Genomic DNA, 25730 nt, shown 5'->3' on the forward strand with positions numbered 1-25730 from the left:
GTCGGCGGCTTTTTGTGCGCGTGCCTTGCGGATTGTCAGCGTTGGAGAGTTCGCAGGCGGGCCGCTGCTTCGCGCAAACAAGCTGCGGTGCTGTCCCAGCCCATGCAGGCGTCGGTGATGGAGACGCCATAGCGCAGGTCTTGCAGCGCGCCCAGTTTTTGGTTGCCTTCGAACAGGTTGGACTCCAGCATCACGCCTTTGATGCTGCGGTTGCCGTCGGCCACCTGATGCACCACGTCTTTCAGCACCAAGGCTTGCAGGGCGTGATTTTTGCGCGAGTTACCGTGGCTGCAGTCAACCACGATGTTCAGCGGCAGCTTGGCCGCCGTCAGTTCCGCTTCGGCCTGGGCCACCGCCACGGAGTCGTAATTGGGGACCGCGCCGCCGCGCAGAATCAGGTGGCCGAAAGCGTTGCCGCGGGTTTTGGTGATGGCGACCTGGCCGTCACCGTTGATGCCCAGAAACGAATGCGGCTGGGCGGCGGACAGCATGGCGTTCAGCGCGACTTCCAGATTGCCGTCGGTGCCGTTCTTGAAGCCGACCGGGCTGGACAGGCCACTGGCCAGTTCGCGGTGGGTCTGGCTCTCGGTGGTGCGGGCGCCAATGGCGCTCCAGGCAATCAGGTCGCCCAGATATTGCGGCGTGTTCGGGTCCAGCGCCTCGGTGCCGCACGGCAGGCCCATGTCGTTCAGGTCGACCAGCAGGCGGCGCGCAATGTGCAGGCCTTCTTCGATGTGAAACGAATCGTCCATGCGCGGGTCGTTGACCAGCCCCTTCCAGCCGACCGTGGTGCGCGGCTTCTCGAAATACACCCGCATCACCAGGAACAGCTGGTCGGAGAGCTCGTCACTCAGCGCCTTCAGGCGCTGGGCGTACTCCATGGCGGCTTGGGTGTCGTGGATCGAGCACGGTCCGACCACCACAAACAGGCGCGGATCGCGTCCGCTCAAGATGTCGGCCAGGGTGTGGCGCGCGGCGCTGACGGTTTGGGTTGCCTGGGCGGTGGCCGGAATGTCGTCGTGCAACTGGCTGGGGGACAACAGGGTGTGTTGCGACACCACGTTCAGGTTTTCAAGTGCGGTAGGGAAAGTCATGGCGTGTTTCTGTTGGCAAAAGAGCAAACATTAAACCAGACCGCACCCCCGCGTGGCGCGCCGCCCGGTGCTGGCCGGTCGGCCGGTGGACCGCCAGCCGATGGCCGGCAGCACCGGTAGGACGCCAAATTTATAACAAATCAGCCTCTGGCCCTTGCCGTACCTGCGTAAGTAGCTATTGATTTGATAGTGATTTTTGCAGGGCCTCGTCCAGCACTTCAATCCAGTGCCGCACCGGCGTGGCGGTGCCGCTTTGCAGATGGGTGATGCAGCCGATGTTGGCCGACACGATCACGTCCGGTTTGGCCTCGCCAAAGGTCTCGTTCAGGTGCCCGAGCTTGCGGTCGCGCAACTGGTAGGACAAGACCGGGTTCAGCACCGAGTAGGTGCCGGCCGAGCCGCAACACAGGTGCGCTTCGCAGCCGGTCACCTTGACATTGAAGCCCAACTCGCCCAGGTATTGCTCGACGCCGCCGCGCAGTTTTTGGCCGTGTTGCAGCGTGCACGGGGGGTGGTAGGCGATGGTCGCGGTGTGGGCCTGGACCTGGTCGCGCAGCTTGACGCTGAGTTCGGGCAGCCATTCGCTCACATCTTTGGTCAGTGCGCTGATGCGCGCCGCCTTGGCTGCGTAGGCCGGGTCGTCCCGCAGAATGTGGCCGTAGTCCTTGACTGTGACGCCACAGCCGGAGGCGTTCATGAGGATGGCTTCAACACCAGCCGCACCCGGTTTGCCGGACTCGTCCTGCACATAGGGCCACCAGGCGTCGATGTTGGCGCGCATCTCGGACTTGCCGCCGTCCTGGTCGTTCAGGTGAAACTTGACGGCGCCGCAGCAACCGGCCTTCGGGGCGATGACGGTCTGGATGCCGGCGGCGTCGAACACGCGGGCGGTGGCGCGGTTGATGTTGGGGCTCATGGCCGGTTGCACGCAGCCGGCCAGCAGCAGCACCTGGCGCGCATGGCGGCGGGTCGGCCACTGGCCGGCCTCCTGTTTCGCCGGCACTTTGTTTTGCAGTGCGGGCGACAGCAGCGGGCGCACCAGTTGGCCCAGCTTCATGGCCGGGGCAAACAACGGCGACGGCAAACCCTCTTTCAGCGCCCAGCGCAGCGCCGTTTCGCCCAGCGGGCGCGGCACTTTGGCGTCCACCAGTTTGCGGCCGATGTCGAGCAAATGCGCGTAGTCCACGCCCGAGGGGCAGGTGGTTTCGCAGTTGCGGCAGGTCAGGCAGCGGTCCAGGTGGAGCTGTGTTTTGCGGGTCGGCGTTTCGCCTTCCAGCACCTGTTTCATCAGGTAGATGCGCCCGCGTGGCCCGTCCAGCTCGTCGCCCAGCAGTTGGTAGGTGGGGCAGGTCGCGGTGCAAAAACCGCAGTGCACGCATTTGCGCAGAATGGCTTCGGCCGCATCGCCATCGGCGGTGCCTTTGTATTCGGGAGCGAGATTGGTTTGCATCGAGGACAGTTAAAAATCAGGGTACAGGCGGCCACGGTTGAAGATGCCGGCCGGATCAAACTCGGCCTTGAGGCGCTGGTGAATGCGGTCCAGGGGTGGTTTTAAAGGGCTAAAACAAGCGCTAGTCCCCGTATTATCTGTGCGGTTAGCTATGAAAAGCGTAGCGGTTCCGCCGGCCTCAGCGGCGACCTGGCGCAGTTGTGCTTGTGCTGACAGCGGCGCCCACAACCAGCGCTGGCCACCATGCCACTCGATCAGTTGCGGCCAGGGCAGGGCCAGTGCGGGCGCAGTTTGCGGCAGACTCAGGCGCCACAAGGCCATCGGCTGCGCATCCTGGCTGGGCAAGTCCGAATTCCGTGCGCTGGCATTTTTAAAAAACGGCAGGCGCAAATCGCGGCAGGCGTTCCAGTCGGGCCCGGCCACCGCGTTGTCCGCGCGTGTGCCCGGCACCTCCTGCGTCATCTTGCGGCAGGCCGATTCGACCGCGGCGATGGCGCCGCGCAGCCGCACAAACAGCAGCTCCGGGCTGCCGGCCGCGGTGTTGTCCCGCACCCAGCAACTGGCGTTCAGGGGCAGCGGTTGCCCGCCCCAGCGGTGCAGTTGGGCCAAGGCCTGGGCCTGGTCCAGCCGGAACACCAGGGTCGCCTCGGCCGGGGCCACGGGCAGCACTTTGAGTGAAATTTCGGTCAGCACCCCGAGCGTGCCCATGGCGCCGACCATCAGACGCGACACGTCGTAACCCGCCACATTTTTCATGACCTGGCCGCCAAAGGTCAGTAACTCGCCTTTGCCGTTGATGAGGTTGACGCCGAGGACGAAGTCGCGCACCGAGCCGGCGCTGGCACGGGCCGGACCGCTCAGGCCGGCTGCCACCATGCCGCCGACGGTCGCGCCGGGGGCAAAGTGCGGTGGCTCGAACGCCAGGCATTGGCCTTTTTCCGCCAACACGGCTTCCAGTTCGGCCAGCGGTGTGCCGGCACGGGCCGTCACCACCAGTTCACTCGGCTCGTAGCTGGTGATGCCGGTCAGTGGCGTCAGGTCGAGCAACTCGCCTTGCAGTGACTGGCCATAAAAGTCTTTGGTACCCCCGCCGCGCAGGCGCAGTGGGGTGCGGTCGGCGGCGGCGGCTTGAATGCGGTCGGTGATCTGGCGTAGCGGGGAGTCGGTGGCGTACATGCCCCAGATGGTAAGGGGCGGCAGGCCCAGCCGGTTTGAATTTTTTGAAACCCTTGGGTTCAAAAATTTAGTCGGCAAAGAAGTTCACTGGTAGACCCGGTACCGCCACCCGCATGGAAAAGACGCAACCCGACTGGGGAAAGGCGTCGAGTTCGGCCGCTGCGCGGTGGTGGCGGGCGCTGGTGAGGTAGAGCGTGCGCAAGTCTTCGCCGCCGAAGCAGGGCATGGTGGGGCATTGTGCCGGTGTGGCCAACTCGGCCAGCAGCGTGCCATCCTGGGCAAACTGGCAGACCCGGCGTCCTTCGAACATCGCCACATAGTAGTTGCCCTGCACGTCCACGGCGGCGCCGTCGGGGCGGCCGCGATAACCCCGGTTGTCCGCGGCGGGGTCAAACTGCCAGCCTGCTGGCTTCGGCGCGAACTGGGCAAAGGTGCGGGGCGCCGTCAGGGTGTTGCGGCTGGGCTCGTAATCCCAGACGTGGACCGCGTGGCTGGGCGTGTCGGCCCAGTACAGGGTGCGGCCATCGGGACTCCAGGCCAGGCCGTTGGCGGTGGTGGCGGGGAAGGTGGCGGGATCCAGCTTGCGCTCAAGCTGCGGCGGGCGGCCGTCGCGGCAGTCCAGTGAATACAGCGCTGCGTTGCGCGCCACTTTGGTCTCGTCAATGGTGCCAATCCAGAAACGGCCGAGGGCGTCGCACTTGCCGTCGTTGGCGCGCAGGTGGGCCGGGTCGTAATCCAGGGTGGCCAGATGCTGCAGCGGCCCACCCCACTGGCGGGCGCGGAACACGCCGTGACGCAAGGCAATCACCAGACCCCCGCTGGCGGCCGGCGCCATGCAGCCGGGCTCCGAGGGCATGTCCCAGCTCTCCACCGTGCCCATGTAGACGTTGGCCCGCAGGATTTGCTTGCCGGAGATATCGACCCAATACAGCAGTTGCTCGTGCGGGTGCCAAAACGGCGATTCGCCCAGTTCGCAGGGCTGGGTGGTGAGGGTTTGCCAGTTCATGCAGATTCAGACAGGGTGGTTGATTTTGTGGACAAACGCCAGCGCCACGCGTGGCGCGGCATTGAGCAGAAGGGCGATGTCGTTGATGTCGTCGGGCAGGGCCGCATTGTCCCAGCTGTGCATGGTGTGCCTGGCCAGCCGCACGGCCAGCAGCACGTTGCGCACATTGGCGTGGGTCGGGTGCTTGCCGTCGCTGATGCGCACCAGCAGTTCGGGGAGCCGGTAGAGCTTCATCAAGGCATGGCGTAAATCATTGAGCTCGATGTTGTAGACAAAACGCTGCAGGCTGGCGGTTCGCAGCGTCGGGTTGGCGCGCTGCATGGCACGGATTTCAAGCTGGATGGTGGGGGCGTGGCACCACATCAGCATTTCGGCAAAGTCATGCAACACCGCCGCCAGGTGGATCACGCCGACGTCCAGGTCGCCCCGGTGCACCGCAAAGCCCACGGCGAATTGCCCGGCGCGCTCGGAGCGGGTGAGTAATTCGCGCAGGCCTTCCAGCGCCAGCGGCTGATTCGCGAGCTGGTCTTCCACCGTGGGCTGAAGGCCGAAGTTTCTGAAAAATGGCGCAATGCCCATCATCACCAGGGAGCTGGTGATGGACTCGGTCTCCGTGGTGTCGCCGGTGCGGCGGTTGGCCGACACATAAGCCAGGACTTTGAGCGTCATGAGCGGGTCGCTCTCAATCACCGCGCTCAGCATGCCCGCGTCCACATCGTCTTCGATGGCGCGCAAGGCTTCCAGTTTTTGGGCGGTGGCGGCCAGCACGGGAATCGCGGCCTCCCGAAAGTAGCGCGTCCAGGCGGCGAGATCGGGCAGTGGCTCGGTCAGGTAGGGCGTGGTGACCGGCACAGGGGCCGGTGTGGGTGGCGTTGCCACCATCTCATCAGGGCTGGTTGGGTCGGTCATGGTGATCAGATCGTTGCATGACAGGCAGTATCTGCGCAGCCCTGATGCAGGTCAAGGACCACTTGGCATCCGCATAAGAAAAGCCCACCGAAGCCAGTGGCTTGGGTGGGCTGATGTCTCAAGGAAGTTTTGCGGGTCAGGTTGCAGAACCCTCAGGTGCCGCAACCGTTCTCCGTGATCAGCGGTTGTAGGCGGTTTCGCCGTGGGAAGTGATGTCGAGGCCTTCGCGCTCGTCTTCTTCGCTGACCCGCAGACCAATTGTCAAATCAACCACCTTGAAGGCAACGAAGGAGACCACGCCTGACCAGACGATGGTGGTCAACACAGCCTTGGCCTGAATCCACACTTGAGAAGCGATGGAGTAGTCGGCCGCCGTGATGCCTGTTGCGGTGACCCAGTCAGCCACAAAGCCAGGGCCACCCAAGGAAGGCGAGTTGAACACGCCTGTCAACAGGGCACCGACGATGCCGCCAATGCCGTGCACGCCAAAGACGTCGAGTGAGTCATCTGCGCCCAGCATCTTCTTGAGGCCGTTAACGCCCCACAGGCAGGCAAAGCTGGCTACCGCACCAATGACCAGTGCCCCGCCAATGCCGACGTTACCGGCAGCTGGCGTGATCGCCACCAGACCGGCTACCGCACCGGAAGCCGCACCCAGCATGGACGCCTTGCCGCGCATCAGCGCTTCACCCAGGCACCAGGCCAACACAGCCGCAGCCGTTGCACCAAAGGTGTTGATGAAAGCCAGGGCTGCAAAGCCGTTGGCTTCCAGTGCCGAGCCGGCGTTGAAGCCGAACCAACCCACCCACAGCAGCGAAGCGCCGACCATGGTCAATGTCAGGCTGTGAGGCGCCATCGATTCCTTGCCGTAGCCGATCCGTTTGCCGACCATGAAGGCACCGACCAAGCCGGCCACAGCCGCGTTGATGTGCACCACGGTGCCGCCAGCAAAGTCAAGCGCGCCGGATTGCCAGACATAACCGGCTTTGGCATTCATGGCGTCAACCACTTCTTTGCTACCGTAGGCGTCAGGGCCCATCCAGAACCACACCATGTGGGCAATCGGGGCGTAGCTGAAAGTGAACCACAGCGCCGAGAACATCAGCACGGCGGAGAACTTCATGCGTTCGGCAAAGGCGCCGACGATCAGGGCGCAGGTGATACCGGCGAAGGTGGCCTGGAAGGCGGCAAACACGATCTCGGGAATCACAACACCCTTGCTGAAGGTGGCGGCGTTGGCAAAAGTGCCGGCCGTGTTGTCCCAGATGCCGCGCATGAACAGCCGGTCAAAACCACCGATGAAGGCATTGCCCTCCGTGAACGCCAGGCTGTAGCCATACAGGAACCACAGCACCACGATCAGCGAGAAGGTCACCATCACCTGCATCAGAACCGACAGCATGTTCTTGGAGCGGACCAGGCCGCCGTAAAACAGGGCCAGACCCGGCACGGTCATCAGGATCACCAGCACGGTGGACACCATCATCCAGGCGGTATCGCCCTTGTTGGGCACCGGTGCCGGTGTTGCGGCGGCCGAGGCCGCCGGGGCGGGTGCAGCAGCGGTTGCTGCGGCCGTCGCAGTTGGCGCTGCCGCAGGGGCAGCCGCGTCAGTGGGCTTGGCTTCGGCCGGGGCCGTGGCCACAGTCGGTGCCGCCGGGGCTTGCGCCAAGGCAGCTGCGCCACCAGCCAGCAGACTCAGACCCAGGGTAAGGGAGGCAAGTAGTTTTTTCATGTCAGTGTTCTCGTATCAATAGTGCGAGGGCGTTACAGCGCTTCCTTGCCGGTCTCGCCGGTGCGGATGCGAACGACTTGTTCGAGGTTGTAGACAAAGATCTTGCCGTCGCCGATCTTGCCGGTGCGGGCGGCGCCCTCGACCGCTTCGATGACGCGGTCCACCAGTTCGTCGGAAATGGCGGCTTCGATCTTCACCTTGGGCAAAAAGTCGACCACATACTCGGCACCCCGGTACAACTCGGTGTGGCCTTTTTGACGGCCAAAGCCTTTGACTTCGGTCACGGTGATGCCCTGCACACCGATGGCGGAAAGCGCTTCACGCACTTCATCCAGCTTGAAGGGTTTGATGATCGCGGTTACAAGTTTCATGAGTTCTCCTCAAATGGAATCGATGTTCAGAAGCTGTATTTCACGCCGACAACCAGAGCGTCATCACCCAGAAATTTATTCTTTGAGTCGGTATAAAACGTTTTATTGGCATTGGTTCCTACGGCTGCGAGGGATGCGCTCAGGCCGTTGCCAAAGTCTTTACCCAGTGTCAACGCGTAGTCGGTGTAATCACCAGCGTTATTGGTCACATTGGGGATCGTCTGGCGACCAACATGCGGTGTCAGCGTGAAGCCGCTGCCCAAGTCAAAGGTGGCAGCCACTTCAAAATAACGGCTATTGGAACTGTTGGCATTGGCAACGAAATTACCGGTGCTTTGGCTGTACTTGGCAGTCACGATGCTGTAAGTCAGGGCGCCATAAACTTCAGTGGTGTTGGCGTTCACAGCAGTTGCAGAAACGTTAGCGGCTGTATTGCCCGGATATTGGTAAGTGATGACGCCGAGGTCATACGTGAAATCTTTGCTGATTTCGCCTTTGTAGCCACCGTACAAGTCAACTTCCAGTGCGCCGTCAGTGGCAAGTGAGTAGTCACGAATCCAACTCACATTGGAACCCCAGACGCCCACATAAAACCCGCTCTTGTGCGCAAAGTCCACACCCGCTTGCAACGCTGGGTTAGTTGAAGTTTGTGCCATGCCGCGGAAGCGATAGTCGCTGGTGACGCCCACGTTGTATGACAAGGTGTAGTCAGGTGTAGGCGCTGTGGTTTGGGCCATGGCAGCGGTGCCAGCCAGCAGGGTGGTCAGGATCAGGGCGGCGGTTGATTTCAATTTCATGGAGTTCTCCAAAGAGGTTAAGGGATGTAACCGTTACGCACAGACCGTGCCAGCTATGTCGTTCGGCGCTGCCACGTCTCGGAGCACGGATTCAAAAGGTGTGCGGTAAGATATCTGTACAAAAATACAGTTCGCACCGTGCTGGTGCGTACACGCTTGGTGCCGGGACTTCAGCGCGCACCGTTTTGGAGAGGAATCCTCATGAGTTTGTCTTTGGTGCAAAGCCGGGCCCTGCTGGGTCTGGACGCGGCGGCGGTCACGGTGGAAGTGCACTTGGCCAATGGCCTGCCCAGCTTTACGCTGGTGGGCCTGGCCGATGTGGAGGTCAAGGAAGCCCGCGAGCGGGTGCGCTGCGCCATTCAAAACTCGGGGCTGGAGTTTCCGAACAACAAACGTATCACGGTCAATCTGGCCCCGGCCGATCTGCCCAAGGATTCCGGCCGTTTTGACCTGCCGATTGCCCTCGGCATTCTGGCCGCCAGCGGGCAGATCGATGGCGCCAGGCTGGCTGGTCATGAATTTGCCGGGGAGTTGTCGCTGTCCGGCGAGTTGCGACCGGTGCGCGGCGCGCTGGCCATGAGCCTGGCCTTGCATGCGGGCCGGGTGGTGACCCAACTGGTATTGCCCCCCGACAGTGCGGAAGAAGCCGCTCTGGTGCCCGATGCCCAGGTGTACCGGGCCAAGCATTTGCTGGACGTGGTGCAGCATTTTTTGCCGCTAGCAGCCGATGCACCGCCCCCGGAGCCTTCCCCCGGTTGGTGCCGTATCACCGCCAAGCCGCAAGGTAACGTGGTCCAGTACCCGGATCTGGCCGATGTGAAAGGACAACTCGGTGCGAAACGGGCGCTGGAAATTGCAGCGGCGGGCGGGCACAGCCTGTTGCTGATGGGGCCGCCCGGCTCGGGCAAGTCCATGCTGGCGCAACGTTTTGCCGGGCTGCTGCCGGCCATGACGACCGACGAAGCGCTGCAAAGTGCGGCCGTGGCCAGTTTGGGCGGTCGTTTTTCGCTGGACCGCTGGGCCCAGCGGCCGACCTGCAGCCCGCATCACACCGCCAGCGCGGTGGCACTGGTGGGCGGTGGTTCACCTCCCCGGCCGGGAGAAATTTCACTGGCGCACCATGGTGTTTTATTTTTGGATGAATTGCCGGAATTCCCCAGGGCCGCGCTGGAAGCGCTGCGTGAGCCGCTGGAGTCGGGCACCATCACGATTTCGCGGGCGGCCCGCCGCGCCGAGTTTCCGGCCCGCTTCCAGTTGATCGGCGCCATGAACCCGTGTCCGTGCGGCTATCTGGGCTCGGCGCAAAAAGCCTGCCGCTGCACGCCGGATCAGGTGTCGCGCTACCAGGGCAAGCTGAGTGGTCCGCTAATCGATCGGATTGACCTGCATGTCGAAGTGCCCGCCTTGTCGTCGGCGGACTTGATGCAAGCCCGACCGGGTGAGTCGACCGCCACCATTCGCGAGCGTTGCACGCTCGCGCGCGAGCGCGCCATGGCCCGCCAGGGCAAGGCCAACCAGGCTCTGCAAGGCCAGGAGATCGACGCCCATTTGTTGCTGGACGAGGCTGCCGTCAAGTTCCTCAACATTGCCGCCGCGCGCCTGGGCTGGTCCGCTCGCAGTACGCACCGGGCTCTGAAAGTGGCGCGCACCATCGCCGATCTGGCCGGTGCCCACCGTACCCAGGTCACGCATGTGGCCGAGGCCATGCAATACCGGCGCGCGCTGCGGGCCTAAACCAGCGTTTTGCGATTCATCAACACCGCAAACAGACTGCGGACATCCACCGACTGAATCAGCAAGCGTCCGCCATTGGCCTTGATGAAACGCTTGACCAGTGCGCCATCGGCCTGGCCCGCAAAGGGGGTGGACATGATTTGAGCCTCATTGAATTCCGGTACGCCATGGAGCGAATCGACCAGCAGGCCAATCGATTGGTCGCCGTAACGCACGATGATCACCTGGCTGCTCTTGTCGATCAGGGAGGCCCGGCCGTGCAGCAGATAGCCCAGGTCGAACACCCAGACCGAACCCTTGTTTTCCGCGTCACTCTGCAGCGCCAAGAGGCCGATACAGGCTTTGCGGTCAGCTCTCGACACGGAGGATATTCTGGACGCAGACAGTGCCTCCAGCACATGCTCGGCAGGCAGCGCAAACAAGGTGCCGTCGATAAAGAAGGTGGCGAATTCACTGCCACCCCGCTCGGTTAAATCCGATTTCAATATCGTCTCGATCCGGTGGCCGGCGCCCAGACGATCACGCACTTCACCAATCGACTCGAACACGATCGCCAGCACATCTTCGCGATAACCATCCGACACCTTGAATTCGCGGTAGCCGCTGGAGACGCTGCAGCCCATGATCGCGTAATGGCCGTCGTGCACCACGATGCGCGACGCACTGCTGCCGTTTGGCAGTGCCAGCAAGCTGGGGTCCATCTCCAATCTGGAACCCACCGGTCGCTGCCGGTCCGTGCTGGCAATCACCTTGCCCTGCCGATCCACAAACAAGGCATTCATTCGTGCCTTGGCCCCCAGTCCGCCCCTCAACATGGCCGAAAATTCGGGCGCGGAATCGAACACGATACCGATGCCGCCGACCACCACCCCATCGTCCTCGGGATCGCGAATGGCGGCGTGGTAGATGTAGGTGGACTGCCCCCCGTAGAGGGCGGTGGGCGCAAACGGGGTCACGTAGTAATCCTGTTCACTGCGCAGCGCATGAACCTGGGCCAGTGTCACCGGATCGATGGCTGACCCCAGCACCGTTTCACCATCCTGCTCGGGATGCGTGCTGGCCACAATGCACCCGCTGGCGTCATAGACGACGATGCGGGTGTAGACCGTGTACAGGCGGTTGATGTAGTCCAGAATAGGGGTGATGCGTTCGACCACCTCCGCATCGCGTTCCGGGGCCGCCAGCGCCACGCGCAACTCCGGCGTCAAGGCCCACCAGCGGCAATCGTCGGAGCGCTCATACAGGTTGCGGTCCAGCAGGTCCACCAGCAAGTGGGAGGCGAATTCCGAATCCCGCAAACTGGAGGCCAGCACGGTCTCATAGAGGTCGCCGATCGAGTTGGAAAACAGCTCGTTGCTGCGGGCGCCGGTTTCGCTGATCTGATCCAGAATCGTCTTCAGCTTCATCTGTTCACCGCGCTGGCCGCTCGTCATCACCTGGCCATTCCACACCACGCGTTGAATGGTTTCTGCCGCCGTCAAAATCTCGTACAGCGGTGGTGAAAATGATTGGGCGTGCGACAGCAAACCATCGGCCACGCTGGGGTCCAGCGACGCCAGGGTATTGCTGCCCCGGCCGCTGAACGCCACGTCAACCGGAATCATGACTTGGCCCTGCCAACCGAGCGGTCCCTGGTAGCCTTGGTAGCCCTCGGCCGAGAAGGTGCGCACCAGGTATTCGCGCCCGGCAAACATCATCAGTTGCGGGGCCGCGCCCTGGTTCACCGGGACGCTGGCCGCGAGTGGCGTCCACAAGGTATCCGCACTGGCAATCACCCGATTGTGGCCATCGAGCAGCATCATGTTGGAGCGTCCAGCCGGGTCGCGATGCGACTGGAAGATGCCCGCCATTTCCTGCTCGAAGTTGAAGCACAGGCACAGCACGCCAACGATGACACCGGTGTCCGGATGCAGCATGCGGCGCGAATAAATCAGCGCATGTTGTTTTGCCGGGCGCAAATCACTGGCGCGAAAGGTTTCAACAAAAGTAGCGCTGGCCAGGGTTTGTGCCAGCAGCGGATCCACACTGCCTTCCAGTGGTGTCGTCTCATCAATTTGCACCAGCACATTGCCGGCCACGTCCAGCAAAATGATTTCGTCATAGACCGTGTATTTGCTGCGGTAGGCCCGCAGCCGCTGGCGCACCGCCTCCTGGTTGTCATGCAGGCCCGCGACAAAGGCGCACAGTTCGTTATCGGTAGCGAGAAACCCGACATCAGCGGTGCGCTCGTACAGATTGCGCACAACGATGTCGATCACATACTGGGCTTTCGTGCCAATTTCATCGAGCACAGTGGCTACTTTTTCACTCACCAAATTGGCGACCAGATCCTGCTCAAGACGGTTGAAGCCTTCGCGTGTGGCCGTCATGGTCGGCAAAATAGTCTTGGCTTCGACCGGACAGTTCATCTTGGCGGCGGACTCGATCATGCGCCACATCAGGTTCAATTCGCGCAGCGATTGTTCGCAGCGAATCACGTCGCGCATGTAGGGCAAAAAAGTGTCGATTTGGAGTGGGGCGGCACTGTCGGTCATGATATTTTTCGGGTTTTAGGGGGTTGAAGTGCCATCAGATCGGACACTGTTTTTGGCCTGCTCAATAAAAACCCCTGAATGAGCGAGCAACCGAATTGGCGCAAAAAAATCAGCTGGGCATCGGTCTCGACGCCCTCGGCAATGACCTGCAGCTTCATGTGCCGTCCGAGATCCAGAATGGTCCGCACGATGGCCGCATCGCCGCGGTCGTGTGGCAAGCCACTGACGAAGGAGCGATCAATTTTCAAGGACGAGATCGGCAGCTTCTTCATGCGCGAGAGCGAGGAATGGCCCATGCCAAAATCATCCAGACTGATTTTGAAGCCCTGCTGGCGCAAGGCGGCCATGACCGGAATCACCTTGTCCGGCTGCTTCATCACCAGACCCTCGGTCAGCTCCAGGCAGAGGTGGCGCGGCGCGACACCACACGCCGCCATCACGGTCATCAGTTCGCCCGGCAGACTGGCATTGACAAACTCGGGCGCCGCCATGTTGACGTTGACTTGCAAGTCCGTGAAGCCAGCGCGGTGCAGCCGCGCTAAATCGTGACAAGCTTGCGTCACCACCCAGCGGCCGATCTGCACGATCAGGCGGCTTTGCTCCGCGACCGGAATGAAAACGTCAGGGCGCACCACTTCACCGTTGGGCTTGCGCCAGCGAATCAGCGCCTCGACCGCGCTCATGTGCTCCGCGTCCCGATCAAAAATCGGCTGGTACTCCAGAAAGAATTCATCGCTTACCAGGGCGCGGTGCAACTCGGCTTCCATCGTGAGTTGCCTGGCCAGTGCCGAACGCTGCTCCGCCAGAGTCTCGGCGGTGCCATTTGAGAAAAAGCTCACGCCATTGCGGCCGCCGTGTTTGCGCCGGTACATGGCCGCATCGGCGCTGCGCATCAGTTCGGAGCCGCTCCCGCCGTTGTCCGGGAAGATGCTGACACCGACACTGGCCGACACTGTCAGCTCCTGACTTTCATACAGGAACGGGCGACGTGCCGCCAGCAACACGCGCTCTCCCGTGGCCTGCAACTGCGCCAGCGAACAGTCTGGCGCCATCAGGATGGCAAACTCATCACCGCCCAGTCGACCGACCGCACAGCCGTCGAGTTCAAGTCCCTGCAAGCGTTGTGCAAACTCATGCAAGACCAGATTGCCGGCCTCGTGGCCGAAGGCATCGTTGATCAGCTTGAAGCGGTCAAGGTCGATATTCAGGATCGCGAACGATGAGCCCGATGCCGTGGCCCGCGTGCAGGCGGCATCCAGCAGATGGTGAAAATGCTTGCGATTGGTGAGTCCGGTCAGATCATCGACCTGTGCAAACTGGCGGATCAGTTCCTGCTGCTCGATGCGCTGTACCGTCTGCGCAATCAAGGCCCCGATCGTGATTGACAGACTGGGTAATTGCGCCTCGCGCTGGCGCGACAAGCGGCTGTAGAACTCCAGCACGCCATGGCTGTGGCGACGTCCATCGACCGTGACTTGCGACACCGGAAAGGCATAGCCTGATTTCAAGCCGCAGGCCTGGGCGCTCTGGCGCCGCAAAAAATCCTGGTCATTGAGCATGTCTTCAACCCAGGCGGGCCGCATGGCACTCCAGACATGGCCGACCAGCCCCTCGCCCGGCGCCAGGCTGAGTGCCGCCGTGTCGGCGATGAACGATGCCGGTGAATCGTCCGGTTTATGCCACTCATATTGGCACGTCAGCCGATGGTTCCCCATCTGCTCCTGTTGCAGCGACCAGTAGGCGCCACACTCCCAGCCCAGGTTCTCACAGACCAGTTGAATCACCTTGGTCACCGCCTCGCCGAGCGTCGGGGTGCCGATCAGGAATTGCGTGGATTTAAAACAAAAGCGCTCGCGCATCGCGGCGAGCCGGGTGGGGGTGACGTCGACCAGCAGACCGGTCTGCACGGCGGGCTCCGGCAGGAGTTGGGGCGCCGACACCAGGCGCAACCAGCGCAAACCGGCCAATTCATGGATGGTGCGAAATTCAGCGTCAATGACATGGCCCGGTTCAAGAAGCGGGCCGAGGTCCGTCATCAGCGCCGGACCATCGTCCGGCACCACCTGCTCGAAGCAGCTGAGGGCGGTGCGGTGCAAGCCGGCGCTGACGTCCAGCAAGCGGGCCGCCCCGGTGGACAGCACCCACTGGCCGGTTTGCGTGTCGCACCACCAGCGACCGAACAGCCCCATTTCTTCCGCGGCGTCTGGCATGCTGGCCAGCACTTGGGCCAGTCTCAGTTTGGGTGTCGGGTCCGGGGCCTCTGCGGCCGTCGGAGCAGGACCGCACAACAACGAATGTTCACGCATAACAAGCTGTCTATCTTTTGAGTCAAAGTAGACTTGTTACGCAACATTGATGCCAGTTCCTGGATTCCTTCCGTGAGTGCTGGGGTTGGGCGGCTTTAACGGCCGGCGGCTTGCAGGCTATTGCCCTCAACGATCACTTTGGAGCCGACCGAGGCGGGGCTGCTTTGCTCCACCGTGCGCGTGCTGCCGTCTTCCATCTGCACCCGCACTTCGTAGGTGGTTTCTTTTTTCATCTTTTTCTCGACCGTGTTGCCGGCAAAACCGCCACCCAGCGCCCCCAGGATGGTGGCCAGGGTTTTGCCGTTGCCGGCGCCCACCTGGTTGCCGACCACAGCGCCCAACACCCCGCCGGCAATGGCGCCGCCGCCACTGCCGGTGCCGTCGCGCTGGATCGGTGTCACCGATTCAATCGTGCCGCAGTTGGCGCAAATCGGTTTGTGCACCGGGGCCATGGGGTGGTTCAGCGGGGCGCTCGTTCCGGCGGCTCGGTTGTTGTTGTTTGCTGCATATTTAGGAGCGGTTTGCGCATGTTTGACGGGGGCTACAGCCTTATTTGATGCTGAAGTCTTGCCGCCCTCCAGCGGTGCCGTGGCCGCTGGCGCAGGCACCGCAGCGCCGCTGGGCGTCGCGGCGGGGGCCGAGGCCGACAGTGCGGCGAGGCGGGGTTCGTCAGGGTGACTCTGGATGCGCAGCAGGGTGGCGCCCATGGCCACCACGGCCACCCCAAGGACGGCCACCGCGGCCCACAAAGGCTTGTTGACGGTCGAGGTGGACTTGGGGGTTTCTAAGGTAGCACTCATGAATTATTCCTTGGCAACGACCCACAAGGGATCTAAAAAAGTCGGCAGTCATTATTTAACTGTGGTTAGATAACGCCTGACCGCGCCAAAGGTAAACCGAATGCTGGCAAGCAGCCTGTTACGTGTGTAACAGGAGGTAATTACAAATTCGGTGCCAACAAACGCTGCAGCGCCTGTTCGTTCATGCGCCGGCGCGCCGCCAGGTCTTTCAACTGGTCGTCGCCGATTCGGCCGACACTGAAATAAGTGCTGTCGGGGTGTCCGATATAGAAGCCGCTGACGCTCGCCGCCGGCGTCATGGCCAGGCTCTCGGTGACGCCCATGCCGATGTCTTCGCAGTGCAGCAAGTCAAACATGTCTTTTTTGACGCTGTGATCGGGGCAGGCCGGGTAGCCGGGGGCGGGGCGAATGCCTTTGTACTTTTCTGCAATCAAGGCGTCCGGCGCCAGCGCCTCCTGCGCGGCGTAGCCCCACAGGTCGGTGCGCACGCGGTGGTGCAGGCACTCGGCAAAGGCTTCCGCCAACCGGTCGGCCAGCGACTTGAGCATGATGGCGGAGTAGTCGTCGTACGTGCTTTCAAACAACTTTTCGCGCTTGTCGACGCCGATGCCGGCCGTGACGGCGAACACGCCGGCGTAGTCGGCGGCCACCCCTTTGGGTGCCACAAAGTCGGCCAGGCAGCGGCTGGGCCGCATCACGCCGTCAATCACCTGTTTCTCGGCTTGCTGGCGCAGGCCGTACCAGGTCATGGCGACCTCGGTGCGCGTCTCATCGGTGTAGAACTCGATGTCGTCATCGTTCACTGAATTGGCCGGGTACAGACCGACCACGCCATTGGCCGTGAGCCAGCGGCCTTCAATCAGTTTTTTCAGCAGGGCCTGGCCATCGGCGTAGACCTTGGTGGCCTCGACCCCGACGACTTCGTCTTTCAGAATGGCGGGAAACGGCCCGGCCAGATCCCAGGTCTGGAAGAACGGACCCCAGTCGATGAACCTGGCAAGTTCGGTCAAATCGAAATTCTTGAACACGCGCCGACCCAGAAACTTCGGTTTGGTGGGGGTGAATTGCGCCCAGTCCACCGGCGTCTTGTTGGCGCGCGCTTTGGCCAGTGGCCACAACGGCGTCTGCTTTTTGTTGGCGTGCTGCTGGCGCACCCGTTCGTAGTCGGTGTTGATCTCGGCAACGTACTGCTCGGCTTGCTCGCCCAACAGGCCTTGCGCTACCCCGACGCCGCGCGAGGCATCGGGCACATAGACCACCGGGCCGTCGTAATGCGGCGCAATCTTGACGGCGGTATGCACGCGCGAGGTGGTGGCACCACCGATCATCAGCGGCATCTTGCGCAGGCGAAAGTAGTCGTCCTTTTGCATCTCGGCGGCCACATACTGCATCTCTTCCAGGCTGGGTGTGATCAAGCCGGACAGGCCAATGATGTCGGCCCCTTCGGCCTTGGCACGGGCCAGAATTTCATGCGCCGGCACCATCACCCCCATGTTGATGACGTCGTAGTTGTTGCACTGCAGGACGACGGTGACGATGTTCTTGCCAATGTCGTGCACATCGCCCTTGACGGTGGCAATGACGATCTTGCCTTTGGTGCGCACGTCACGTCCCGCCGCCTCGTCCAACCGCTTTTCTTCTTCAATATAGGGAACCAAATGGGCCACGGCTTGTTTCATGACCCGCGCGCTTTTGACCACTTGGGGCAGGAACATCTTGCCTTGACCAAACAGGTCTCCGACGACATTCATGCCGGCCATCAGCGGGCCTTCGATCACATGCAGTGGCCGGCCGCCCTTGGCCAGAATGGCCTGGTACGCTTCTTCGGTGTCTTCGGTGATGAAGTCGGTCACGCCGTGCACCATGGCGTGGCTCAGGCGTTGCTCCACCGTCGCGGGCTGTTCGGCCGTGCCGCGCCACTCCAGCTTTTTGCTCTCGTCCTTCGCTGCGCCCTTGGCGTTTTCGGCAATCTCGACCAGACGTTCCCCGGCGTCAGGGCGGCGGTTCAGCACCACGTCTTCAACCCGCTCGCGCAGTTCCGGTTCCAGGTCGTCATAGACGCCGACCATGCCGGCGTTGACGATGCCCATGTCCATGCCGGCCTGAATCGCGTGGTACAAAAACACGGTGTGAATCGCTTCGCGCACCGGGTCGTTACCGCGGAACGAGAAGCTCACGTTGGACACGCCGCCCGAGACCTTGGCGCCTGGCAGGTGCTGCTTGATCCAGCGCGTGGCGTTGATGAAATCGACCGCGTAGTTGTTGTGCTCTTCGATGCCGGTGGCGATGGCGAAGATGTTGGGGTCGAAGATGATGTCTTCCGGCGGAAAGCCCACCTCGTCCACCAGAATGCGGTAGGCGCGTTCGCAAATCTGAATCTTGCGTTCGTAGGTGTCGGCCTGCCCTTGTTCGTCAAACGCCATCACCACCGCCGCCGCGCCATAACGGCGCAGCAATTTGGCCTGGTGCTTGAAGGCGGCCACGCCTTCCTTCATGCTGATGGAGTTGACGATGCCCTTGCCCTGCACGCAGCGCAGCCCGGCCTCGATCACGCTCCACTTGCTGGAGTCAATCATGATCGGCACGCGGCAGATGTCGGGCTCCGAGGCGATCAGGTTCAAAAACCGGACCATGGCGGCCTGGCTGTCCAGCATGGCCTCGTCCATGTTGATGTCGATGATCTGCGCGCCGTTTTCCACCTGCTGGCGGGCCACCGCCAGCGCCTGTTCAAACTCGCCGTTCAGGATCATGCGGGCGAAGGCTTTGGAGCCGGTCACGTTGGTGCGTTCACCAATGTTGACAAACAGCGAGTCGGCGCCAATGCTCACCGGCTCCAGGCCGGACAATTTCATGGGGGGAACAACGATATCGGACATGCGTCTCACCTGTAAATGACAAAAAAGCAGGTGAGCGTGGTTGGGGGACATCCAAGCCTGACGGGGGCAAACCCGCTGCAACGCTCCTTGGATAGGTGCAATTTTAAGGGCTGGCCGATTCAGGCCACTTCTTTGTAGAAAATAGACTTCTGTAGCACGCGCCCTGGCAGCGGCGCCACCGCGTCGCGGATGGCGCCAATGTGTTCCGGTGTGGTGCCGCAGCAGCCGCCCACGATGTTGACCAGGCCCTCCAACGCAAATTCATGCAGCAGGCGGCTGGTGTCGGCTGGCGTTTCGTCAAAGCCGGTGTCGCTCATCGGGTTGGGCAAGCCGGCGTTGGGGTAGCAGCTGATGAAGGTGTCCGGCGCCACGCGCGCCAGTTCCTGGATGTAAGGGCGCATCAGCGCCGCACCGAGGGCGCAGTTCAGCCCGATGGCCAGCGGCTGGGCGTGGCGCACGCTGTACCAGAAGGCGGTGACGGTCTGGCCGCTCAGGATGCGGCCGGAGGCGTCGGTCACGGTGCCGCTGATGATGAGCGGCAGGCGTTCGCCCGAAGCTTCAAAGTACTCGTCAATCGCGAACAACGCGGCTTTGGCGTTCAGGGTGTCGAAAATGGTTTCCACCAGCAGCGCATCGGCGCCACCTTCCACCAGCGCCTCGACCTGTTCGTAATAGGCGGCGCGCAGTTGCTCGAAGCTGACGTTGCGGGCGCCGGGGTCGTTCACATCCGGGCTGATGCTGGCGGTTTTGGGTGTCGGGCCCAGGGCACCGAGCACAAAGCGCGGTTTGTCCGGGGTGGAAAACTTGTCGCAGGCGGCACGGGCCAGTTTGGCCGATTCGAGGTTCATCTCGCGCGCCAGTTCGGCCATGTCGTAATCGGCTTGCGCCACGCTGGTGGCACCGAAGGTGTTGGTCTCGATAAAGTCGGCCCCGGCCGCCAGATAACGTTCGTGGATGCTGGATATGACGTCCGGGCGCGTCAGCGACAGCAATTCGTTATTGCCTTTCACATCTTTGTGAAAGTCCTTGAAGCGCTCCCCGCGGTACTGTTCCTCATTGAGCTTGAAGCGCTGGATCATGGTGCCCATGGCGCCGTCCAGAATCATGATTCGTTGCGCCAGAATGTCTGGCAGGGCTTGGGCGCGGGTATATTGAAGTGGTTTCATAGCGGGTGCATTGTAGAAAAGATCGAATTCCTGCGTGTTCGGGCCGTGTTTGACCCGCCCTGCAAGCGCTGGTGAGGACTTGAAAGAAAACCAAATGAATTGTCTCAAGACGTGCTGCGCCCTGTGGTTGATCCCGCTGCTGTTGGCCGGCTGCCAGCCCAAAGTGGCGCCGGGCTGGTCGGGCTATGTGGAGGGCGACTACGTTTATGTGGCCTCGGCCCTCGGTGGCACCCTGTCGCAGCTGAACGTGCGCAGCGGCGATCAGGCCCGCCAGGACATGCCGCTGTTTGCACTGGAGGCCGAGAACGAGCAGGCCGCGCGGCTGGAGGCCGACGCCCGGTTGGCGCGCGCCAATGCCCAGCTGGCCAACGCCGCCAAGGGCAAGCGCAGTGACGAAATCGCCGTCATTCAGGCCCAGATCAGCCAGGCACGCGCCCAAGCCAGGCTGAACGCCGCGGCCCTGGCACGCGAGGAGCAGCTGGTGAAGCAGGGTTTTGTCTCCGCGGCACACCGGGACGAGCTGCTGGCCGCGCAGGCCCAGAGCGCCGCCCATCTGGACGAACTGCTCGCCCAGCTCAAGGTCGGGCGGCTGCCGGCACGGGTTGATGAACGCGCCGCCGCCGCCGCCGACACCGATGCCGCCCGGCAAGCGGTCCGGCAATTCGCCTGGCGCGAGGCGCAAAAAACACGCACTGCACCGGTCAGCGGGCTGGTGACGGACACCTTTTTTCGCGTCGGCGAGTCGGTACAGCCGGGTCAGCCGGTGTTGGCGCTGCTGCCGCCCGGTAACGTCAAAGCGCGCTTCTTTGTCCCCGAAGGCGTGGTCGGCCACCTCCAGATTGGGGCGGCCGTCCACATCGTGTGCGACGGCTGTGCGGCACCGATCGCGGCCCAAATTTCTTTCATCTCGAACCGGGCCGAGTACACGCCGCCCGTCATTTACTCCAATGTGCAGCGCGCCAAGCTGGTGTTCCTGGTGGAGGCGCGCCCCAGCCCGGCCGATGGCGCCCGGCTCAAACCCGGCCAGCCGGTCGATGTGGTGCCGGTGGCCGGGGCCGCGCCATGACACTGGCCGTTGACGTCACCGGCCTGAGCAAGCGCTATGGCGGGCGCGCCGTCGTCGACAACTTGTCGATCCAGCTGGAAACCGGGCGCATCTGCGGCTTTCTCGGCCCCAACGGCAGCGGCAAGACCACCACCCTGCGCATGCTGTGCGGGCTGCTGACGCCGGACAGCGGCGCCGGCACCTGTCTGGGGCTGGACCTCATCACGCAGGCGGCGCAGATCAAGCGCCAGGTTGGCTACATGACGCAGCGCTTTGGCCTGTACGAAGACTTGACGATTCGCGAAAACCTGGACTTTGTGGCACGCCTGTTCGAGTTGCCGCAGCGCAAGCGGGCGGTGGACCTGACGCTGGAGCGGCTGGAGTTGACGGCGCGCCAGCACCAGCTGGCCGGTGCCCTGTCCGGCGGCTGGAAACAACGCCTGGCGTTGGCGGCCTGCCTGTTGCACGAGCCGCGCCTGTTGCTGCTGGACGAGCCGACCGCTGGCGTCGACCCGAAAGCGCGGCGTGATTTCTGGGACGAAATCCACCGGCTGGCGGCGCAGGGCATCACGGTGCTGGTGTCGACCCACTACATGGACGAAGCGGCCCGCTGTCATGAATTGATGTACATCGCCAACGGCCAGGTGCTCACAAAAGGCAGCCAAGCCGACATCATCGCGCGGGCGGCGCTGGTCGTGTGGTCCATCGCGGGGGCCGATCTCGATACCTTGGTGGCGCCGATCAAGGCGCTGCCGGGCGTGCTCAGCGTCTCCGCTTTTGGCAATACCCTGCATGTGGCGGGCGAGGATCAGGCGCTGCTGCAGGCCTCGCTGGCGCCTTACCGGGCACGGCCTGACTTGCAACTGTCGTCGGCGCCGGCGGACCTGGAGGATGTTTTCATCAGCCTGATGGACAAAGCCAAAGACGCCTACCAAGGGGCGACGGCATGAGCGCCGCGTTTTCCTTCGGGCGGGTGGCGGCCATCATCATCAAGGAATTCCAGCAGATGCTGCGCGAGCGCCTGACCTTTGCCATGGCGATCGGGGTGCCAGTGATGCAGTTGATCCTGTTTGGCTACGCCATCAACAACGACCCCAAAGGCTTGCCGACCGCGCTGGTGGCGTACGACAACGGGCCGCTGGCGCGCAGCCTGGTGGCGGCCATCCAGAACACCGGTTACTTCCACATCGTGGCCCAGCCGGCCACCGAGGTCCAGGCGGAGCGCCTGCTGGAAACTGGCGAGGTCCAGTTCCTGCTGGCGATTCCGCCCGATTTCTCCAAGCGCGTGCTGCGCGGCGAAAAACCCGCCGTGCTGGTGGCGGTGGACGCGACCGACCCGTCCGCCGCCAGCAACGCGATTGCGGCGCTGGGGCAAATCACGCCGCTGGCGCTGGCCCACGACTTGACCGGGGCGCTGGCCGGGTTGCAGCCGGGTGAGCCGCCGTTCGAGCTGCGCATTCACCGTCGCTACAACCCCGAAGGCCTGACCCGCTACAACATCGTGCCGGGCCTGATCGGCACCATTCTGACCATGACCATGGTGATGCTGACCTCGCTGGCGATGACGCGTGAGCGCGAACGCGGCACCATGGAAAACCTGCTGGCGACGCCGGTGCGGCCGTTCGAGGTGATGGTCGGCAAGATCACGCCCTACATCATCATTGGCTATGTGCAATTAGCGGTCATCATTCTGGCGGCCCTCCTGCTGTTTGAGGTGCCGATTGTGGGCAGTCTGACCCTGCTGATGGGGGTGATTGGCTTGTTCATGCTGGCCAATCTGGGCGTGGGTTTCACCTTCTCGACCCTGGCGAGCAACCAGTTGCAGGCGATGCAGATGACGTTTTTCTTCTTTTTGCCCTCGATGCTGCTGTCCGGCTTCATGTTTCCGTTTCGCGGCATGCCGCCGTGGGCGCAGTGGCTGGGTGAGTTGCTGCCGCTCACGCACTTTTTGCGCGTGGTGCGCGCCATCATGCTGAAAGGCGCCACCTTCGGTGAAATCGTCCCCAATCTGTGGCCGATGGCGCTGTTTTTGGGGGTGGTCGGCGCCATCGCGCTCAAGCGCTATCGGCAGACGCTGGACTGACGCCGCAGAAATCGCCGGACAATAGGGGCATGCAACCCCTTCTCCCGCTAAAAACCTGGCCCCGCCAGTGCGGTCCAGCGCCATGGGCGAAAAATATAAGCAAAATTGGCCTCTGGCCCTTATGTAGTCTGCGCAAGCAGCTATTAAAACAATAGCGACAAATCTTGTCTATCCATCTCATTCTTCAAGAAGTCTTCGGCTACGGCGCGTTCCGTGGGCCGCAGCAAGCCATCATCGAGCACGTGGTGGCGGGCGGCGACGCGCTGGTGCTGATGCCCACTGGCGGCGGCAAATCGCTGTGTTACCAGATTCCGGCGATTGCGCGTGAGCAGGCCGGGCAGGGCATCACCGTGGTGATTTCGCCGCTGATCGCGCTGATGCACGACCAGGTTGGGGCTTTGGATGAAGCGGGGGTCAGCGCCGCCTTTCTCAATTCCACCTTGTCGTTTGAGGAAGCCGCGCAGGTGGAAAAACGCCTGCTGCGCGGCGACATCACCCTGCTGTATTGCGCGCCCGAGCGGGTGATGACACCGCGTTTTCTGGCGCAGCTCGATTCCCTGTACGAACGCGGCAAGTTAAGCCTGTTTGCCATTGACGAAGCGCATTGCGTCAGCCAGTGGGGCCACGACTTCCGGCCCGAATACCGCGCGCTCACCGTGTTGCACGAACGCTATGGCAACGTGCCGCGCATCGCGCTCACCGCCACCGCCGACACGCTGACCCGCGCCGACATCGTGGAGCGGTTGCAGTTGCAGGACGCGCGCCTGTTTTTAAGCAGCTTCGACCGCCCCAACATCAGCTACACCATCGTGGAAAAGACGCAGGCGACGCAGCAGTTGCTGCGCTTCATTTCCAACGAGCACCGGGGCGATGCCGGCATCGTCTACTGCCAGTCGCGTAAACGGGTGGAAGACATCGCCAATATGCTGTGTGACGAAGGCATCGCGGCGCTGCCGTACCACGCCGGGCTGGACACCAAGGTGCGACAGGCGAACCAGGACCAGTTTTTGCGCAGCGAAGGCATTGTGATGGTGGCGACCGTCGCCTTTGGCATGGGCATCGACAAGCCGGATGTGCGCTTTGTCGCGCACCTGGACATGCCGAAAAACATCGAAGGCTACTACCAGGAAACCGGCCGTGCCGGGCGCGATGGCGCCGCCGCCGATGCCTGGATGTGCTACGGCCTGCAAGACGTGGTGAACCAGCGCCGCATGATCGACGAGAGCCCGGCCGGGGAAGAATTCAAGCAAGGCCTGCGCGGCAAACTCGATGCACTGCTGGGCTTGGCCGAGGCCACCGATTGTCGCCGTGTCCGCTTGCTGCACTACTTTGGCGAGATGAGCCAACCGTGCGGCAATTGCGACAACTGCCTGCAGCCACCGGCGGTGTGGGACGGCACCGATGCGGCCCGCAAACTGCTCAGCACCATCTACCGCGTGCAGCAGATGGGTGGCAGCTATGGCGCGGTTCACATCATGGATATTTTGCGCGGCAAAGCCACCGAGAAGGTGACCCAGCGCGGGCATGAAACTCTGAGTACCTTCGGCATTGGCGCGGAGTTCAGTGAACAGCAGTTGCGCGGCGTGCTGCGCCAGTTGATTGCCATCGGCGCCGTCGCGGTCGATGCCCAGGCCTTCAACACCCTGCAACTCACCGAGGCCTCGCGCGCCGTGCTCAAAGGCGAGGTGCCGGTGCAACTGCGCGCCTCGGTTTCGACTCCGGCCGATCGCAAAGCCAAACGCGGCAGCACCGCCAGCGCCGTCGTCAAAGCACCGCCTTCACTGGACGCCGGCGGCCAAGCGCGCTACCTGGCCTTGAAAGCCTGGCGCGCCGAGGTCGCCACGGAACACAACCTGCCAGCCTACGTCATCTTTCACGACGCCACGCTGGTCGCTATCGCCGAGCGCGCGCCGCAATCGCTGGACGACCTGCAAGGTCTCAGCGGCATCGGCGCCAAGAAGCTGGAGGCCTACGGCGAAGAAGTGTTGCAGGTGATGGCGAGCGTTTGACCGCCCTCCACCCTGCAACTCAGTGTCAGTCGGCGCTTATTTTTTCTTCTTGGCCGGGGCCTGCTCGACCCAACCACCGGAGACATCGTCCCAGTGGTGTGTGCGCATGAAGTGCTGAGTCTCGCTACGCACCTGCTCGCGTGACATCGCGTTCAAATCGCGCGGTTGCGTTTTCAACGGCACCCAATCCGCGATGCGTGTGTCATAGCGATTGTTGCGCAGGAACTCGTCGCGTTCCGCCTTGATTTCAGCTCGCGACTTCATGCCAGCGGGTGGCTCGGAGCCCGAATTCAGCACCCAGTTCGACGAGACATCGTCATAGTGGTGCGTTTTAAGGAACTCGTCGCGTTCCATCTTGACCTGCGCACGCGTTGCCGTTTCGGCAGCGGTCTGTGCGCTGACCATACCGGCTGTAGAGGCCAAGAGAAGAGCCAGAAGAAGAGGAAGAGCTTGCATGCGTTTCATGGTATTTTTTCCAATCATAAATTGAGTAGCGGTTGTGAATCCTTGAGATATCGATGCGGGACGCCGGCCGCAACTTGGCGAGGGTCTCCACTCCGATTTACTGACAGGGCCAAGTTGCTTGGGAGTACCAGTTTCCATGTTTATCTTTCCATCTCGTTAAGGAAATTTGAGCGTACA

General features: G+C 62.5%; 19 protein-coding genes and 1 riboswitch. Of the genes, 5 read left to right on the forward strand and 14 right to left on the reverse strand.

Annotated elements, in window-relative coordinates; translation table 11 throughout:
* Nucleotides 1-35: 35 nt before the first annotated feature.
* The 8 genes from HHJ17_RS14725 to HHJ17_RS14760 form a co-directional block, all read right to left on the reverse strand.
* Nucleotides 36-1094: a 3-deoxy-7-phosphoheptulonate synthase gene (locus tag HHJ17_RS14725; RefSeq protein ID WP_296496947.1), complete on the reverse strand. Its 1059-nt coding sequence runs from the start codon at nucleotides 1092-1094 to the stop codon at nucleotides 36-38.
* Nucleotides 1095-1269: 175 nt separating this feature from the next.
* The gene (gene glcF / locus HHJ17_RS14730) at nucleotides 1270-2544 is read right to left on the reverse strand and encodes a glycolate oxidase subunit GlcF (protein WP_296506306.1); all 1275 of its coding nucleotides are present in this window, start codon (nucleotides 2542-2544) and stop codon (nucleotides 1270-1272) included.
* 9 nt (nucleotides 2545-2553) lie between these two features.
* A complete protein-coding gene (gene glcE, locus HHJ17_RS14735) occupies nucleotides 2554-3720 on the reverse strand; it encodes a glycolate oxidase subunit GlcE (protein ID WP_296506307.1) in 1167 nt (388 codons plus the stop codon).
* Between the two features lie 67 nt (nucleotides 3721-3787).
* On the reverse strand, nucleotides 3788-4726 hold the full coding sequence (locus tag HHJ17_RS14740; protein ID WP_296506309.1) for an SMP-30/gluconolactonase/LRE family protein: 939 nt from the start codon (nucleotides 4724-4726) through the stop codon (nucleotides 3788-3790).
* A gap of 6 nt (nucleotides 4727-4732) precedes the next feature.
* The gene (locus HHJ17_RS14745) at nucleotides 4733-5635 is read right to left on the reverse strand and encodes an HDOD domain-containing protein (RefSeq protein ID WP_296506311.1); all 903 of its coding nucleotides are present in this window, start codon (nucleotides 5633-5635) and stop codon (nucleotides 4733-4735) included.
* A gap of 178 nt (nucleotides 5636-5813) precedes the next feature.
* A complete protein-coding gene (amt, locus tag HHJ17_RS14750) occupies nucleotides 5814-7367 on the reverse strand; it encodes an ammonium transporter (RefSeq protein WP_296496957.1) in 1554 nt (517 codons plus the stop codon).
* A 32-nt stretch (nucleotides 7368-7399) separates the two neighbouring features.
* Nucleotides 7400-7738, reverse strand: coding sequence for a P-II family nitrogen regulator (glnK, locus tag HHJ17_RS14755; RefSeq protein ID WP_296496959.1), 339 nt, complete (start codon nucleotides 7736-7738; stop codon nucleotides 7400-7402).
* Nucleotides 7739-7764: 26 nt separating this feature from the next.
* Nucleotides 7765-8535, reverse strand: coding sequence for a TorF family putative porin (locus HHJ17_RS14760; protein WP_296496961.1), 771 nt, complete (start codon nucleotides 8533-8535; stop codon nucleotides 7765-7767).
* Nucleotides 8536-8736: 201 nt separating this feature from the next.
* Between HHJ17_RS14760 and HHJ17_RS14765 the strand changes: the two genes are divergently transcribed.
* Nucleotides 8737-10269 (forward strand): YifB family Mg chelatase-like AAA ATPase, encoded by a 1533-nt coding sequence (locus HHJ17_RS14765; protein WP_296496963.1) that lies wholly within the window; start codon nucleotides 8737-8739, stop codon nucleotides 10267-10269.
* On the opposite strand, the gene HHJ17_RS14770 is transcribed toward HHJ17_RS14765, so the two are convergent.
* The 5 genes from HHJ17_RS14770 to HHJ17_RS14790 form a co-directional block, all read right to left on the reverse strand.
* Nucleotides 10266-12803: a chemotaxis protein CheW gene (locus HHJ17_RS14770; protein ID WP_296496965.1), complete on the reverse strand. Its 2538-nt coding sequence runs from the start codon at nucleotides 12801-12803 to the stop codon at nucleotides 10266-10268. The genes HHJ17_RS14765 and HHJ17_RS14770 overlap by 4 nt on opposite strands.
* The gene (locus HHJ17_RS14775) at nucleotides 12800-15109 is read right to left on the reverse strand and encodes an EAL domain-containing protein (protein ID WP_296496966.1); all 2310 of its coding nucleotides are present in this window, start codon (nucleotides 15107-15109) and stop codon (nucleotides 12800-12802) included. The genes HHJ17_RS14770 and HHJ17_RS14775 overlap by 4 nt, the downstream gene beginning before the upstream one ends.
* Nucleotides 15110-15204: 95 nt before the next feature.
* Entirely contained in the window at nucleotides 15205-15909 is a 705-nt protein-coding gene (locus HHJ17_RS14780; RefSeq protein WP_296506314.1) for a glycine zipper 2TM domain-containing protein, read from the reverse strand.
* Nucleotides 15910-16049: 140 nt separating this feature from the next.
* Nucleotides 16050-18785, reverse strand: a complete 2736-nt coding sequence (gene metH, locus HHJ17_RS14785) for a methionine synthase (protein ID WP_296506316.1) — start codon at nucleotides 18783-18785, stop codon at nucleotides 16050-16052.
* 25 nt (nucleotides 18786-18810) lie between these two features.
* Nucleotides 18811-18880: riboswitch (S-adenosyl-L-homocysteine riboswitch) on the reverse strand.
* Nucleotides 18881-18904: 24 nt separating this feature from the next.
* Entirely contained in the window at nucleotides 18905-19951 is a 1047-nt protein-coding gene (locus HHJ17_RS14790) for a homocysteine S-methyltransferase family protein (protein ID WP_296506318.1), read from the reverse strand.
* Between the two features lie 94 nt (nucleotides 19952-20045).
* Between HHJ17_RS14790 and HHJ17_RS14795 the strand changes: the two genes are divergently transcribed.
* The 4 genes from HHJ17_RS14795 (at nucleotide 20046) to recQ (ending at nucleotide 25088) form a co-directional block, all read left to right on the forward strand.
* Nucleotides 20046-21017 (forward strand): HlyD family efflux transporter periplasmic adaptor subunit, encoded by a 972-nt coding sequence (locus tag HHJ17_RS14795; RefSeq protein ID WP_296506320.1) that lies wholly within the window; start codon nucleotides 20046-20048, stop codon nucleotides 21015-21017.
* Nucleotides 21014-21946 carry an ABC transporter ATP-binding protein gene (locus HHJ17_RS14800; RefSeq protein ID WP_296506321.1) on the forward strand — a complete coding sequence of 311 codons (933 nt, stop codon included), beginning with the start codon at nucleotides 21014-21016 and terminating at the stop codon, nucleotides 21944-21946. Before HHJ17_RS14795 ends, HHJ17_RS14800 begins: the two co-directional genes overlap by 4 nt.
* Nucleotides 21943-23079 carry an ABC transporter permease gene (locus tag HHJ17_RS14805; protein WP_296506323.1) on the forward strand — a complete coding sequence of 379 codons (1137 nt, stop codon included), beginning with the start codon at nucleotides 21943-21945 and terminating at the stop codon, nucleotides 23077-23079. Before HHJ17_RS14800 ends, HHJ17_RS14805 begins: the two co-directional genes overlap by 4 nt.
* Nucleotides 23080-23240: 161 nt before the next feature.
* Nucleotides 23241-25088 carry a DNA helicase RecQ gene (recQ, locus tag HHJ17_RS14810; protein ID WP_296506388.1) on the forward strand — a complete coding sequence of 616 codons (1848 nt, stop codon included), beginning with the start codon at nucleotides 23241-23243 and terminating at the stop codon, nucleotides 25086-25088.
* Nucleotides 25089-25124: 36 nt separating this feature from the next.
* Here recQ and HHJ17_RS14815 read toward each other — a convergent pair whose 3' ends face one another.
* A complete protein-coding gene (locus HHJ17_RS14815; protein WP_296496974.1) occupies nucleotides 25125-25553 on the reverse strand; it encodes a hypothetical protein in 429 nt (142 codons plus the stop codon).
* Nucleotides 25554-25730 lie beyond the last annotated feature (177 nt).

Source organism: Rhodoferax sp. (assembly GCF_012927445.1).
Lineage (GTDB): Bacteria > Pseudomonadota > Gammaproteobacteria > Burkholderiales > Burkholderiaceae_C > Rhodoferax.

Excerpts from the sequence above, each read along its gene's own strand:
- HHJ17_RS14725 (WP_296496947.1), bottom strand. The coding sequence starts at position 1,094 with ATGACTTTCCCTACCGCACTTGAAAACCTGAACGTGGTGTCGCAACAC.
- glcF (WP_296506306.1), bottom strand. The coding sequence starts at position 2,544 with ATGCAAACCAATCTCGCTCCCGAATACAAAGGCACCGCCGATGGCGAT.
- glcE (WP_296506307.1), bottom strand. The coding sequence starts at position 3,720 with ATGTACGCCACCGACTCCCCGCTACGCCAGATCACCGACCGCATTCAA.
- HHJ17_RS14740 (WP_296506309.1), bottom strand. The coding sequence starts at position 4,726 with ATGAACTGGCAAACCCTCACCACCCAGCCCTGCGAACTGGGCGAATCG.
- HHJ17_RS14745 (WP_296506311.1), bottom strand. The coding sequence starts at position 5,635 with ATGACCGACCCAACCAGCCCTGATGAGATGGTGGCAACGCCACCCACA.
- amt (WP_296496957.1), bottom strand. The coding sequence starts at position 7,367 with ATGAAAAAACTACTTGCCTCCCTTACCCTGGGTCTGAGTCTGCTGGCT.
- glnK (WP_296496959.1), bottom strand. The coding sequence starts at position 7,738 with ATGAAACTTGTAACCGCGATCATCAAACCCTTCAAGCTGGATGAAGTG.
- HHJ17_RS14760 (WP_296496961.1), bottom strand. The coding sequence starts at position 8,535 with ATGAAATTGAAATCAACCGCCGCCCTGATCCTGACCACCCTGCTGGCT.
- HHJ17_RS14765 (WP_296496963.1), top strand. The coding sequence starts at position 8,737 with ATGAGTTTGTCTTTGGTGCAAAGCCGGGCCCTGCTGGGTCTGGACGCG.
- HHJ17_RS14770 (WP_296496965.1), bottom strand. The coding sequence starts at position 12,803 with ATGACCGACAGTGCCGCCCCACTCCAAATCGACACTTTTTTGCCCTAC.
- HHJ17_RS14775 (WP_296496966.1), bottom strand. The coding sequence starts at position 15,109 with ATGCGTGAACATTCGTTGTTGTGCGGTCCTGCTCCGACGGCCGCAGAG.
- HHJ17_RS14780 (WP_296506314.1), bottom strand. The coding sequence starts at position 15,909 with ATGAGTGCTACCTTAGAAACCCCCAAGTCCACCTCGACCGTCAACAAG.
- metH (WP_296506316.1), bottom strand. The coding sequence starts at position 18,785 with ATGTCCGATATCGTTGTTCCCCCCATGAAATTGTCCGGCCTGGAGCCG.
- HHJ17_RS14790 (WP_296506318.1), bottom strand. The coding sequence starts at position 19,951 with ATGAAACCACTTCAATATACCCGCGCCCAAGCCCTGCCAGACATTCTG.
- HHJ17_RS14795 (WP_296506320.1), top strand. The coding sequence starts at position 20,046 with ATGAATTGTCTCAAGACGTGCTGCGCCCTGTGGTTGATCCCGCTGCTG.
- HHJ17_RS14800 (WP_296506321.1), top strand. The coding sequence starts at position 21,014 with ATGACACTGGCCGTTGACGTCACCGGCCTGAGCAAGCGCTATGGCGGG.
- HHJ17_RS14805 (WP_296506323.1), top strand. The coding sequence starts at position 21,943 with ATGAGCGCCGCGTTTTCCTTCGGGCGGGTGGCGGCCATCATCATCAAG.
- HHJ17_RS14815 (WP_296496974.1), bottom strand. The coding sequence starts at position 25,553 with ATGAAACGCATGCAAGCTCTTCCTCTTCTTCTGGCTCTTCTCTTGGCC.